At 31.8% G+C, this 13,492-nt stretch carries 13 protein-coding genes; 8 read left to right on the top strand and 5 right to left on the bottom strand.

What is annotated here, in order from left to right; translation table 11 throughout:
- Positions 1-54: 54 nt before the first annotated feature.
- Complete coding sequence (locus KPL44_RS11345) at positions 55-543, top strand: phenolic acid decarboxylase (RefSeq protein WP_216250038.1); 489 nt, start codon at positions 55-57, stop codon at positions 541-543.
- Between the two features lie 84 nt (positions 544-627).
- Here the strand turns inward: KPL44_RS11345 and KPL44_RS11340 are convergent, their stop codons facing one another.
- Genes KPL44_RS11340 through KPL44_RS11325 form a run of 4 tightly spaced genes read right to left on the bottom strand, consistent with a single transcriptional unit; the run spans position 628 to position 4,928 of the window.
- The gene (locus tag KPL44_RS11340) at positions 628-2,259 is read right to left on the bottom strand and encodes a bifunctional metallophosphatase/5'-nucleotidase (protein WP_253201729.1); all 1,632 of its coding nucleotides are present in this window, start codon (positions 2,257-2,259) and stop codon (positions 628-630) included.
- Between the two features lie 40 nt (positions 2,260-2,299).
- On the bottom strand, positions 2,300-3,349 hold the full coding sequence (locus KPL44_RS11335) for a hypothetical protein (protein WP_216250036.1): 1,050 nt from the start codon (positions 3,347-3,349) through the stop codon (positions 2,300-2,302).
- A 27-nt stretch (positions 3,350-3,376) separates the two neighbouring features.
- A complete protein-coding gene (gene araD / locus KPL44_RS11330) occupies positions 3,377-4,066 on the bottom strand; it encodes an L-ribulose-5-phosphate 4-epimerase (protein WP_216250034.1) in 690 nt (229 codons plus the stop codon).
- Positions 4,050-4,928 carry an L-ribulose-5-phosphate 3-epimerase gene (locus KPL44_RS11325; RefSeq protein WP_216250024.1) on the bottom strand — a complete coding sequence of 293 codons (879 nt, stop codon included), beginning with the start codon at positions 4,926-4,928 and terminating at the stop codon, positions 4,050-4,052. Before KPL44_RS11325 ends, araD begins: the two co-directional genes overlap by 17 nt.
- Positions 4,929-5,248: 320 nt before the next feature.
- On the opposite strand from KPL44_RS11325, the gene KPL44_RS11320 reads away from it, so the two are divergent.
- The 7 genes from KPL44_RS11320 (at position 5,249) to KPL44_RS11290 (ending at position 12,093) form a co-directional block, all read left to right on the top strand.
- A complete protein-coding gene (locus KPL44_RS11320) occupies positions 5,249-6,232 on the top strand; it encodes a sugar-binding transcriptional regulator (RefSeq protein ID WP_216250022.1) in 984 nt (327 codons plus the stop codon).
- 30 nt (positions 6,233-6,262) lie between these two features.
- A complete protein-coding gene (locus KPL44_RS11315) occupies positions 6,263-6,811 on the top strand; it encodes a PTS sugar transporter subunit IIA (RefSeq protein ID WP_216250019.1) in 549 nt (182 codons plus the stop codon).
- A gap of 23 nt (positions 6,812-6,834) precedes the next feature.
- Positions 6,835-8,301, top strand: coding sequence for a PTS ascorbate transporter subunit IIC (locus KPL44_RS11310; RefSeq protein WP_331701630.1), 1,467 nt, complete (start codon positions 6,835-6,837; stop codon positions 8,299-8,301).
- Positions 8,302-8,328: 27 nt separating this feature from the next.
- Positions 8,329-8,622, top strand: a complete 294-nt coding sequence (locus KPL44_RS11305; protein ID WP_071612497.1) for a PTS sugar transporter subunit IIB — start codon at positions 8,329-8,331, stop codon at positions 8,620-8,622.
- Positions 8,623-8,648: 26 nt separating this feature from the next.
- Positions 8,649-9,713, top strand: a complete 1,065-nt coding sequence (gene ulaG / locus KPL44_RS11300; protein ID WP_216250016.1) for an L-ascorbate 6-phosphate lactonase — start codon at positions 8,649-8,651, stop codon at positions 9,711-9,713.
- Between the two features lie 345 nt (positions 9,714-10,058).
- Positions 10,059-10,646 carry a zinc-binding dehydrogenase gene (locus KPL44_RS11295; RefSeq protein WP_216250014.1) on the top strand — a complete coding sequence of 196 codons (588 nt, stop codon included), beginning with the start codon at positions 10,059-10,061 and terminating at the stop codon, positions 10,644-10,646.
- 382 nt (positions 10,647-11,028) lie between these two features.
- Positions 11,029-12,093, top strand: a complete 1,065-nt coding sequence (locus KPL44_RS11290) for a Gfo/Idh/MocA family oxidoreductase (protein WP_216250012.1) — start codon at positions 11,029-11,031, stop codon at positions 12,091-12,093.
- Positions 12,094-12,198: 105 nt separating this feature from the next.
- Here the strand turns inward: KPL44_RS11290 and KPL44_RS11285 are convergent, their stop codons facing one another.
- Entirely contained in the window at positions 12,199-13,410 is a 1,212-nt protein-coding gene (locus KPL44_RS11285) for an MFS transporter (protein WP_216249997.1), read from the bottom strand.
- Positions 13,411-13,492: the final 82 nt, after the last annotated feature.

Raw genomic sequence — 13,492 nt, 5'->3', positions numbered from 1 at the left:
TTATCTCTTTATAGTGAATTGGAATAAAAAATTAATTGAAAGAAGGAATCTAAAATGAAAAAATTTGTAGGAAGTCATATGATTTATACTTATGAAAATGGTTGGGAATACGAAATTTATATTAAAAATGATCATACAATTGATTATCGTATTCATAGTGGTATGGTTGCAGGTCGTTGGGTTCGTGACCAAGAAGTTGATATTGTAAAACTAATAGAAAGTGTTTATAAAGTTTCGTGGACAGAACCAACTGGAACAGACGTTTCTTTAAACTTTATGCCAACTGAGAAAAGGATGCATGGCGTTATCTTTTTCCCAAAATGGGTTCATGAACACCCAGAAATTACGGTTTGCTATCAAAATGATTATATTGATTTAATGAAGGAATCACGTGAAAAATATGATACTTATCCCAAATATGTTGTCCCAGAATTCGCTGATATAACATTTTTAGAGAACTCTGGTGTTAATAATCAAAAAACAATATCCATAGCACCTTATAAAGGAATGACAGATGACATTCGCGCTGGAAAATTAAAATAATCTATTCTTTAGGCAAAAAAAACACAGGCATTTCACCTGTGTTTTTTTAATCACTTCAAAGTAATATCAATTACATAATTTTATCTAGTATATAACTTTCCAATTATCATTAACGGTTGCTTTAATTGTTTTTCTCCTTAGTATATAATTTGCAATTAGTTCAGCCATATCTGTTGGTATATCTTTAAGGATTGGTTTACCCCTAAACAATAAATAATTACCACCGCCACCTGCTCTGTAATTATTCATTACTACATCATATTCCCCTTCCATATTAATAGGAGAGTTTTTATAATTAATTTTCGTAATTCTAAAGTTTATAGGTTTTGTTATATCTATAACATAATCTATGCCTTCCCACATATCATAATTATAATGTTGAAGTTTAAGATAATTACCATTCTTTGCTAACCCTACCTCGCCATCAACTAAACCAAAATATTCTGCAGTTCTCTCGAGAGCCGCTTTTATGTCAGAACCTTTTATCCTAATTACCTTTAATGTATTCGGATATTTGTAATTTGATATTATATCTCTCATCGTAACCTTATAATTAAAACCCTTACATTTATTATCAAAGATAGCTGTGTTTGATATATCAACCTTTGCTGCATCCATCTGAACATTATTTATAAACTCAACAAAAGCATTATCTTTAAGCCTTGCCTTTAGTGGATCTTTTATAAGCATGTCTCCTTCTACATGTCCAATTGGAATATCAAGCCAAGCTTGCGTTTCTGTTTCTATTGGGCATGTAGCATTCAAAATTCTCTTGTCAACATCTAAAGCATTTGCATCAATAACTTTAGACACTTTGCTTCGCACCGACCATTTTCCAGATATTTTGACTAAGTCCATAGTTACTTTGCCAATACAATTACCATTGTAACCTGGTTGCACAACTAAAACACCATTTACCAATAAATTTTCTATAACTCTATGTTGATGGCCAGTTAGAAGCACATCCATATTACTCACTTTAGTACATAACTCATAACCTTGATTTTCTCCTGTGAGTTTTTCAGAAGGTTCGCCCGTTTCTAAATCTCTTTCAAACCCGCCATGATAGGATACTATATTTATGTCCGTAGCTTCTTTATCTTTCATTATATGGAGCCAATAACTTGCACTCTTTACTACATCTTTAAAATCTAAGTCCTTAATTGTATCTTCACTTTCCCAGTTAGGAATATACTTAGTTGTTAGCCCTAAAATACCTACCTTTAAACCATTATCAAAAGTTTTAACAATGTAAGGTTTATTAATAAAACTTTCCCCTGTAATTTTATTTGTAATATTAGCGCATAACCATGGAAAATTCGAAGTTTTTATAGCATTATCCAAATAAGCCCTTCCATAATTAAATTCATGATTGCCAATTACCGCAGCATCATATCCCATAATGTTCATGACCTCAATCATTGGATTTGGCCTACTATTATTAATTTTAGCATGAAAATATGTAAGAGCTGTACCTTGAACCATATCTCCATTATCTATAAGTAAGGTAGCCTGGTTTATTTCTCTTTCCCCTGCAATTATAGTGGACAAAGCTGCAAGACCACAGTTTGCATAGGAGTTGTCCGAATAATTTATAGGTAAGACTGTTCCATGAACATCACTAGTTTCTAATATTGTTAGTCTAAAATTTTCATTAATACACATATTAAACTCTCCAATCAAAAGATAAATAATTCTAATAACTAATTTTATCATAAAACAAGTCTATATGATAATAAATTTGATTTCCTCCTCTCTAAGGTTCAATTGTGTACATAGCCACTTCATCAACTTCACGGTTTGTAGCTATAATAATATCTTTATGATCTTTTACATAATGATATACATTAGCTGGTCCACACCCTGTATCAATGTTTTCGCATTGTATCTTTCCTTTTTCAATATTATACGTAAGTGCAAATAGGGATTTTCCACCTTGTCTATGTCCAACTACAATAGAAGGCTTTCCACATAAATTTCCTCCATAAAGGGCATGGGTAAATTCTACCGGCTCATGATGTGCATACATTTCCGTGTAAGTTCCTTCTATCTTCTTATATATTCGTACAGTTTCTCCATGAAAAGGTGCAAGTACAGCCAATTCCATTTCCCCATCACTGTCAATATCCACTAGAACCGCATCACTTGAAGGAGTATTTATTAGTTGCTTAATTTCCCATTCCACCCCTTCTACCTCTGGAGGTACAAACTGAAAAACTCCAATTTCACAGGAAATTACAGCAGTCTCTACTCCCGCTTCCATCACTTTATAATATCCGTGATTCTTTAGCATACCATCCTTTATTACCTTTAGCTCAAGCTGAAACTCCTCATTAAATTTGCTTAAATCATTAGGAAGCTTAGCTGCATATACCTTTCCAGGGCTTGACCAGTCATCTTTATATTCATGACCTGATTTTAAAGTACATGCTATTAGATATATATTACCGTTTCGCTTGATTAAGTCGAATCTGTGGACATGAGGAAGTTTTACTAAAGTTTTAACATTCCATCGCCCGTCCGTGCCAGGTGTTACTATTACAATTTTCGCTTCTTTTGAATCATTCGGTGAATAAAACTTATGCGTTGCCAAAAACTGTCCATTAGTTCCTGGCACCTGAACCATACTCATAACGCCACCAGGTTCATTCCATACTGTTTCAATTTCATTTCCTTCTAAATCAAAAAGTATACAACGATCAACTTTTTCAGCTGCTACTAAAAAACAGTTTGTACCCTTATATTTTAAGGGAGCTACTGAATAACATTTTGTTAAATTTGCAATGACCTTTTTATTAATTTTCATATTTGCCACCTCATCTAAGATATTTTTTTATTTTTGACCATAATAAGCATTTTCACCATGTTTTCTTAAAAAATGCTTGCCTAGAAGATTATTGTCTATAGATCCTAGTTCCTTATTTAATTGAATACTTCTATAAGCCATTTTTGCAACCTCTTCCATTACAACAGCATTATGAACCGAATCCATTGCATCTTTTCCCCAAGCAAAAGGACCATGATTATTTACTAATACACCTGGTACAAATTCCGGATTAATTCCTTTAAATGTCTCCACAATTACCTTACCAGTTTCATATTCATATCTTCCCTTAATTTCTTCTTGCGACATTTTTCTAGTACATGGAATACTTCCATAAAAATAATCTGCTTGCGTTGTTCCAAAACAAGGTATTGACATCCCGGCCTGTGCCCAGCTTGTTGCCCAACTTGAATGGGTATGCACTATACCTCCAATTCCTTTAAATTCTTTATAGAGTAATATGTGTGTATCAGTATCTGAGGAAGGATTTAATTTACCCTCAACTATTTTGCCATCTAGATCAATTACTACCATATCATCAATTTTCATTTTTTCGTAGGAAACTCCACTTGGTTTTATTACAATTAATCCTTTTTCTCTATCAATGGCACTTACATTTCCCCAAGTAAATGTTACTAATCCCTTTTTAGGGAGCTGTAAATTAGCTTCTAATACTTTTTCTTTAAGCTCTTTTAGCATTTACCATCCCACCTTCGATCATTTTTTCTTTAACAAATATTCTTGCGTTATAAATATCACGCACAGCATCTTCTTTGGTAGTAATCTTGCTATTATCAGCCCACATTTCTATTAGAAAGGGTCCTTGATAATTTAATTCTTTTAATTTTTTAAAAAGTGCAGCAAATTTTACAATCCCCTCACCAAAAGGAACCTCTTTAAATACTCCTGGCTTTGTTTCTTTTACGTGAATTGCAACAGTATGCGGAAGTCCAAGTTCTAGTTCTGCCTCAACATCGCTACCCCAAGCACTCAAATTACCTAAATCTGGATATATCTTAAACCACGGGGAATTAAATTTAGTTATATATGGCATTGCTCTTAATATAGTACTTATAAATTTGGTATCCATTATTTCAAGTGCAAGCATTACGCCTGCTTTACTTGCCATTGCTATAGATTTTTCCATTCCTTCTATAAAGAAAGCTTTTGTAATCTCATCCTCTTCCTCATAATATACATCATAGGCAGCTAATTGAATTGTCCGTATCCCTAGATCCGCGGATAGTTCGATTGCCTTTTTCATAATATCCAAGGCTTTACTACGAGTATTTTCATCTTTACTTCCAAAGGGGAATCTTCTATGACCACTTAAGCACATACTTGGAATCATAACCCCAGTAGTACTAATAAGTTTCTTTAATTTTTCTCTTTCTTCCTTTGACCATTCAAGTCTGGCTAACCTTTCATCTGTTTCATCAATTGAAATTTCCAAATAGTCGAAGCCAGCTTCTTTTGCTGATGTTAACTTTTCTTCCCAGGAAAAACTAGAAGGCAAAGCTTTTTCATAAATACCAATAGGAACTCTATTTAAATCATACATATTCCTTCACACCCCTTTGACTAAACTTTTATTTAAATATATCATCTAGTTTTTTCTTAGTCAACACATTCTCATCTATTGCACATATGTTCAGTTTAATTCGTAAGCCTTACAATATATAGTTTATTGCATTTTTTTCATTATAATATTATAATTATATTATAAGTATATGTTCACTATAAATATCATTTGTTCAATACATTATAGTATTACTTGCTCTAAAGTTTTTGTTTTTCTACTAAGCAACTGAATTATTACTAATTAACTGCCCTGAGCATGTAACTTTTATTTAAAATATTGATTAAAAAGGAGTTTTAATTATGAATGACTTTGATAATATGAATGAAAATGAAAAAAATAGTCTTTTAGCTAGTGTAGCAAGTCTTTATTATGAACATGATATGACTCAATCACAAATCGCTGAACGTTTGTTCACTTCACGTTCTAAAATTTCAAGATTATTAAAAGAGGCAAGGGATAAAAAAATAGTAGAAATAATTATAAAAGAACCTTGGGAAAGATTAATGGACATCGAGAATGAATTTATGAAGAGATTCAAACTAAAACATGTAAGAATTATTAATACAAAGGGATCTTCATATGAATTAACTCTGATTAAACTTGGTGAAATTGCGGCTTACTATATTGATGCTAAAATAAATAAGAACACTATACTTGGTATATCTTGGGGAAACACCATATACAATACTGTTCAAAGTCTTAAGTCTAACAAAAACATTCCCCTCACAGTAGTACAAATAATGGGAGCTGCTTTAAAAGATAATCCAGAAATAGATGGAATAGATCTAGTAAAACAATTCGCGAAGATTTACGGAGGAAAGTATCATTACTTATTAGCTCCCCTTTTTGTGGAGGATAAAGATATGAAAGATAAACTTATACGTGACCCTTATATATCAGATACTTTGTCTCTTGCTAAGAGAGCCACAGTTATACTAACAAGCGTAGGATCTATAGATTCAACTATTTCAAATACAGCCTGGAGCAAATATATAGACAGCTATACTCAATATTCACTTCAATCAAGTGGAGCTGTTGGACACATTGGCGGGCGTTACTATGATATAAATGGTAACCAAATTGAGTCTGAGTTAAACAACACTATTATAGGAATTGATTTAATAGATTTTTATAACGCACCAGATGTCATTTGCGTTGCAGGATCAAAAGAAAAATCAAAAGCTATTTTAGGTGCAATAAGAGGTAAATATATAAAAACATTAATAATAGATGATACCGCAGCGTTAAAAATTTTGGAATTGGATGATGAAGTTCAATTGTAGTTTTTGCACATATGTGCAATCGTTACACATATGTTGACATTGTATAATAATATCGCTATCATAAAAGTATACAGAATATTAAAACTTAAATTTATAAAGGAAGTGATTAAAATTAATAATAATATTATTCTTAATGAAAACATCATTCTTTCAGAAAACATTAATTTAAATGCTACAGCTAAAGATTGGGTAGAAGCTATGAGACTTTCAGGTCAACTACTCGTTAACTCAAATTACATTACTGAAGGATATATTGAATTAACAATTAAAACTGTTGAAGAATATGGTCCATACATTGTAATAATACCAGGACTTGCATTATCTCATTCGAGGCCAGATGTAACCGTTTTAAAAACCGGCATCAGTTTGCTTTCCTTATCAAAGCCAGTGCATTTTAATTGCGAAAATGATCCTGTAGACATCGTTATAACACTTGCTGCTGTAAATGATACTGATCATCTTGCTTTACTTTCAAAGTTAAGCGATTATCTCTCTGAAGAAGAAAATATGGACTTTATACGTAATTGTACAGACCCAGAAGCATTGGCAAGAGAATTAAACAAATCTCATGTAGAATAGTATTTAATTAGGGGGTCAAATTAGTGGATATTAATAGTATTGCGAATAGTGGATTCTTTAAAGTGTTTTCAGACAATATTCTTACAAAACCAGAATATTTCATTAGTTTAATTGTATTAATCTGTTATTTATTTCTAAGAAGACCAATACACGAAACTTTTGCAGGCACAATGAAATGTATCATTGGCATAATGATTTGGAATATAGGTGCAGGTGGTCTTGTTACTACATTTAGACCTATTCTTGCAGGTTTAAATGATCGTTTTCACATGAATGCTGCAGTTATTGATCCATATTTTGGACTAGCTGCTGCAAATAAAAGCTTAGGCTCATTAGCCTCAATGGTTATGATTGCACTTATGTTCGCATTCTTATGGAACTTACTATTAGTTGCTTTTGGTAAAATAACAAAAATAAGGACGCTTTTCCTTACAGGTCATATCATGCTTCAACAAGCAACAACAGCAACTTTTATTGTATTCTTTGCATTACCTGACTATGCTAATGCAACTGGAGCTATTATAGTAGGTTTACTCGTTGGTACATATCAAGCTGTATTTTCAAACTTAACAGTTGAAGCATGTAACAACCTTACAGACAATGCTGGTTTTGCTATTGGTCATCAGCAAATGGGCGCAGTTTGGCTAACAGATAAAATTGCGGGCAAACTAGGTAATAAAGATAAAAATCTAGATAACATAAAATTACCTAAGTTTCTTTCAATATTTAATGATAACGTTGTGACCGCTGGTACTTTAATGTTAGTTTTCTTTGGTATCATTATGTTGATTCTTGGTGAACCGTACATGAGAGGACTAGAAAACCCAATCGGCAAAGTTGCTTCTGGTAACTTTCCAGCAACATTATCCTTCGCAGCTTATATTATAAATCGTTCTTTAACATTTTCAGTTTACCTATTTATACTTATGAGTGGTGTTAGAATGTTTGTTGCAGAACTTACAACAGCTTTTCAAGGTATATCTGATAAATTCATACCAGGATTAACTCCTGCTGTTGACTGTGCCGCTACTTACGGATTTGGTGCAAAAAACGCTGTTGTATATGGTTTTGTTTTTGGAGCACTTGGTCAGTTCATAGCAATCGCAGGGTTACTCATATTTCATTCCCCTGTTATGATTATCACAGGTTTCGTACCAGTATTCTTTGATAATGCAACTTTAGCAGTATTCGCTAATAAACGTGGTGGTGTCCGTGCTGCTACAATAATACCAGTTTGTTGTGGTATGCTTCAGGTACTAGGTGGTGCTTTTGCAATATGGTTCTTTGGTGCTGGAGTACAAAGCCCGCTTACCGGTGGATGGCATGGTAACATTGATTGGGCTACCATTTGGCCTGCATTCGGTGTTTTTGCAAATACATTTAAAATATTTGGCGTATTTGCTCTAATTATAGCAATGCTCGTTATTCCTCAAATGCAATATCGTAAAAATAAATCAAACTATTTTACACATGTAGACACTGATTGTTAAACTCATATTAAAAAAGGAGAGATTAAAATGAAAGTATTAGCCGCTTGTGGAAATGGAATGGGATCAAGCCAAATGATTAAAATGAAGATTATTAAGGTTTTCAAAAAACTAAAAATTGACGTAGATGTTGACCACCTTAGTGTTGGTGAGGCAAAATCCGTTATATCTTCTTTTGACATGGTTTTTGTCTCTGAGTCCTTAGTATCAAATTTTACAAATGCCCGTTCTAAAACTAAAATTATAGGACTTAGAAATCTTTTGTCAGAAGTAGAAATAGAAAGTAAAATCAGAGAAGCTTTAAATCTAGACGAAGTAAAATAATAATTATAAAAGGAATGGTGAATAATATGAGTAAAATAGATGATATAACAAGAGAATCCTGGATACTGAGCACTTTCCCCCAATGGGGAACTTGGCTTAATGAAGAAATCGAAGGAGAAATAGTTAAGCCTGGTAGCTTTGCAATGTGGTGGCTTGGTTGTACAGGCCTTTGGGTAAAATCAGAAGGTAATGCAAATCTTTGTATTGATTTATGGTGCGGCACAGGTAAAAAAACTATGAAAAATCCTTTAATAAAACCAGAACATCAGATGGCAAGAATGTCTGGCTGTAAAAAATTACAACCAAACCTTAGAGTAGCTCCTTTTGTTTTAGATCCATTTGCTATTAAACAAATTGACGCTGTAATATCAACACATGATCATAATGATCATATTGATATAAATGTAGCAACCGCAGTTATGAAAAATTGCGAACCATCTGTACCTTTTATAGGACCTCAAACTTGTGTTGACCTCTGGATTAGCTGGGGCGTACCTGCAAATCGTTGTATTGTAGTAAAACCTGGAGATGTTGTTAAGATTAAGGATACAGAGCTTATTGCTCTTGAATCATTTGACCGTACTGCATTAATTACAGTTCCAAAAGATGTTACTCTAGCAGGTAAAATGCCTGGCAACATAGATGAGCGTGCAGTAAATTATATTATTAAAACGCCAGGTGGAACTATATATCACAGTGGTGATTCACATTACTCTAACTATTATGCTAAACACGGAAACGATTATCAAATAGATGTAGCACTAGGTTCTTTCGGAGAAAATCCTAGAGGCATAACCGACAAAATGACTGCATCAGATATACTTAGAATGGGTGAAGCTTTAAATACTAAAGTTGTAATTCCATTCCATCATGATATATGGTCAAACTTCCAAGCAGACACCGAGGAAATTAATGTACTATTTGAAATGAAAAAAGACAGATTACAATATAAATTTCTTCCATACATCTGGCAAGTAGGAGGAAAATTCATTTATCCTGCAGATAAAGATAAACGTGAATACCATTATCCTCGCGGTTTTGATGACTGTTTTGATGGAGACATAGATTTACCATTTAAATGTTTCCTTTAAAATAAGAAATTACATCTCAATGGAATAAAAATAAATCTGACATCATTATTCATATGGTGTCAGATTTATTTTTAATTAAAACTACAAACTATATTAACAATAACAATTTCGAATTATCTCTCTTAATAAAACTTATCATTTTTTTCTAGTTGTGCTTATAAAATGTATTATATATTTATCATTCATATAAAACCTCAACTTTATACTTATGTATATAACTTAATAATTATGTATATTATAATCTTATGTTAAAGTATTATTTTTATAGAGGAGAGTTTAATTTTATGACAACGAGAAAATTTTAAGGTTGGAGATTCTGTAGTAGTTACAGGATATGATTTAGGCATGAACATCCCTGGTGGTTACGGCCAGTATATCAGAGTTCCTGCTGACTGGGTAGTTAAGTTACCTGAAAATCTTTCGCTGATAGAAATTATGATATATGGAACTGCAGGTTTCACAGCTGCTTTATCTGTATATAAACTAATAGCATCAGGTATTACTCCATCTGATGGAGATATATTAGTAACTGGTGCAACTGGCGGAGTAGGAATCAGTGCAGTAAGCATCCTCGCTAAACTTGGATACAGCGTTATTGCCACTACAGGCAAACCTGATGCAAAAGATATGTTATTAGGAATAGGAGCAAAAGATATAATTTTTAGAGGAGAAATAGATGATAAGTCAAGAATAACTCTTTTAAAAGGAAGGTGGGCTGGAGTAATAGATACCGTTGGTGGAACTATTCTAGCATCAGCACTTAAATCCACTAGATATGGTGGAAGTGTTGCTTCTCCGGGGCTTTTAACTACAGTATACCCATTTATACTTAGAGGTATATCTCTCTTTGGGGTAGATTTTGTTCAATGTCCTATGGACTTAAGATTAAAGCATGGAATTTGCTTTCAAATGAATGGAAACCCAATAATTTAACTTTAAACGTTCAGAAAGAAAGCCTAACTAATTTAGATTCAAAAATTCAAATGATTCTTAAAGGAAAACTAGTAGGTAGAACTATAGTAAATCTTGATTTATAAGAATGCGAAAGGGCTCTCAAAAGAAATTACTATTCAGTTCTTAATTAAAATTAAACAATTGTAAACTCTAGGCTGTGGTCATATAATTTACAAACCACAACCTAAAGTTAAAATGTACATAGATATTGTCCCAATAATTTATAGGAAGAACTTTTGCTTTAGAAAAATACAATCGTTTACTATCTTATATGAAAACAGTATAATTATACTTATTATACTATAAGACAAAATAAACTCATAATTATGTATATGTAAACAGTTAAGAAAGGGTGAATGTTATGAATAAGATAATTAATGTTGGATTAGTCGGTTATGGTATGGCAGGTAAAGTATTTCATGCGCCTATTATTACTACTACAAGTGGGCTAAATCTATATAAGGTTTATACAACTAATGAAGTTGCTATAAAATCCTTAAAAGAGAGTTATTCAAATGTTTTAATATCATCAAATATTAATGAATTACTTAATGATCCTAATATTGAACTTGTAGTCATTGCAGTACCAAATTCACTTCATTATGAATTAGCAAAAAAAGCTTTAGAAAACAATAAGCATGTAGTAGTTGAAAAACCATTTACAGTAACAACCGATGAAGCTGATAAATTAATAGACCTTGCAAAACAAAATGGCAAAATATTAACCGTTCATCAAAATAGAAGATGGGACAGTGATTTTAAAACTGTAGAAAAGATTGTTAAAAGTAATCTACTTGGAGATGTAGTTGAATATGAAGCACATTATGATAGGTTTAGGGACTACTTTGAAGAAAATACTTGGAAAGAAAAGAAATTACCTGGTACAGGCATTTTATATAATTTAGGTTCTCATCTAATAGATCAAGCACTATTTTTATTTGGACTACCCACTGAAGTATTTGGTGACTTAAGAATTCAAAGACATGATGGAATAATTATTGATAACTTTGAAATCATATTAAACTACCAAAACTTGAAGGTTACATTAAAAGCTGGAACACTTGTTAAAGAAATTAGTGCTCATTTTACTCTCCTTGGGACTAAAGGTTCCTTTATTAAATATGGAATGGATGTACAAGAAGAAAGTTTAAAGGAGGGATTATCACCAAATGATTTGGATAATTGGGGTAAAGAACCTGAAAGCATGAATGGAAAAATAAACACAATTATCGACGGACTACATATTACTGGCAAGATTGAAAGTGAAGTCGGAGATTATGGCGCATTTTACACGAATGTTTATAACTCTATTTTAGGTAAAGATACACTAAAAGTAACTGCTTCTGAGGCGAGAGATACAATTAAGATAATAGAACTTGCCAAAAAAAGCAGCTTAAAAAAGCAATGGGTAACCTATGAAGGCTAAATAATAACAGAGTAATTTATGATTGAATTTTTTATAATGAATTGAAAAAAATTTAATCAATAAAAAGATAGAGCTAGCAGATTATTATCTGCAAGCTCTATTTATCTATAATTTCTTTTGTACAAATTCAGGTTTAAACATTACTTCTCCTTTTTGCATAAAAATTATTATTATAAAAATACCTATTACTATTATCCCTTCAAATGTATATAAATGTTTAAAAACATCTCCATAACTTTGTCCTGATTCACGGTAACTAGCTATCATATTACCCCATATAAAAGAAAGCACGAATCCTCCAGCGTTCCTTACAGCAGTGTATATTGAAAGTTTTTGTGATACTTTTGTGCTAATAACTTTAGTAACACAAATATTCGAGATTGTAAACCCTACCCCTATAGAGAATGCCATTATTCCAAATCCTAATATGGATAAATAAATAGATATTTGCAAACTCAATATAATAGTCCCAAAGACAAAAATTAAAAAAATAATATTTCTAGTTGTTCTTAATGATATCTTTTTAAGGATTACTATAGGCGCAATTGTGCCTATTGCTAATAAAATTTGCTCAATTGAAATCACAAATCCGGTCAAATTAGGTGATGAAATAGCATCCATATAATAAGCCAAATAAACTTGAATTGATGAAAATATTGTTTGAATAATAAAAATCATAAGCACTAAGCTTATGTATGCTTTATTACTCTCTTTTACTTCTTTATTTTGACTCTCCGTATCTGTATCAATCAAAACTACAGGTTTTAATTTAATTATGATAAAAACTCCTACTATAATTGCAAAACAAATTGGAATTATAAGAAATTGTCTAGGATTATTAATAAAATTTCCAGATATTATTCCAGATATTAAACCACCAAGTGCTGCCCCAAACTCAATAAGACTGAGACCAATCTTTTCACTCCCCAAAGTTTTTAATTCAAACTTGTTCATAGATAAAAGTAATGGAAACATAAAGGCCTCTCCAATTCCTTCCACAAACCTTCCTATTACAAAAACATAAAAATGTAAATTACTAAGTGCAACAATTTCAAGTACTATTCCTGTAATCCACAATATTAAACTTATTAGGAGCAATTTTTTAATCCCTACTCTATTTATAATTTTACTCACGAGTATTGCAAATATTATCATTGTTAAAAATGCCACATTGGGTATCCAAGAAATTTGTGAAACACTCACCCCAAATACTTCTTGTATATGTGGAAACATAGGTAAAAACATTACTACACCAAACACTGTAATAAAAGACATTAGAAAATCCACTATATAGATACTATTTATACAATTTTTCATTGAGTTCTCCTTTTAATTAAAATGTGAGTTAAGTATCCCATGATATTTCTAATAATTCTTTTACATATTAAGCCCTCCAGTA

It is taken from the genome of Clostridium sp. DSM 17811 (genome assembly GCF_018861905.1).
Taxonomy (GTDB): domain Bacteria; phylum Bacillota; class Clostridia; order Clostridiales; family Clostridiaceae; genus Clostridium_AD; species Clostridium_AD frigoriphilum.
The sequence above is the reverse complement of the archived record's forward strand: the minus strand, read 5'-3'. Positions and strand labels throughout refer to the sequence as shown.

Coding starts and splice junctions, on each gene's coding strand:
- KPL44_RS11285 (WP_216249997.1), bottom strand. CDS start 13,410: ATGAAAAATTGTATAAATAGTATCTATATAGTGGATTTTCTAATGTCT.
- KPL44_RS11340 (WP_253201729.1), bottom strand. CDS start 2,259: ATGATAAAATTAGTTATTAGAATTATTTATCTTTTGATTGGAGAGTTT.
- araD (WP_216250034.1), bottom strand. CDS start 4,066: ATGCTAAAAGAGCTTAAAGAAAAAGTATTAGAAGCTAATTTACAGCTC.
- KPL44_RS11335 (WP_216250036.1), bottom strand. CDS start 3,349: ATGAAAATTAATAAAAAGGTCATTGCAAATTTAACAAAATGTTATTCA.
- KPL44_RS11325 (WP_216250024.1), bottom strand. CDS start 4,928: ATGTATGATTTAAATAGAGTTCCTATTGGTATTTATGAAAAAGCTTTG.
- KPL44_RS11290 (WP_216250012.1), top strand. CDS start 11,029: ATGAATAAGATAATTAATGTTGGATTAGTCGGTTATGGTATGGCAGGT.
- KPL44_RS11345 (WP_216250038.1), top strand. CDS start 55: ATGAAAAAATTTGTAGGAAGTCATATGATTTATACTTATGAAAATGGT.
- KPL44_RS11295 (WP_216250014.1), top strand. CDS start 10,059: ATGAACATCCCTGGTGGTTACGGCCAGTATATCAGAGTTCCTGCTGAC.
- ulaG (WP_216250016.1), top strand. CDS start 8,649: ATGAGTAAAATAGATGATATAACAAGAGAATCCTGGATACTGAGCACT.
- KPL44_RS11315 (WP_216250019.1), top strand. CDS start 6,263: ATGTTGACATTGTATAATAATATCGCTATCATAAAAGTATACAGAATA.
- KPL44_RS11305 (WP_071612497.1), top strand. CDS start 8,329: ATGAAAGTATTAGCCGCTTGTGGAAATGGAATGGGATCAAGCCAAATG.
- KPL44_RS11320 (WP_216250022.1), top strand. CDS start 5,249: ATGAATGACTTTGATAATATGAATGAAAATGAAAAAAATAGTCTTTTA.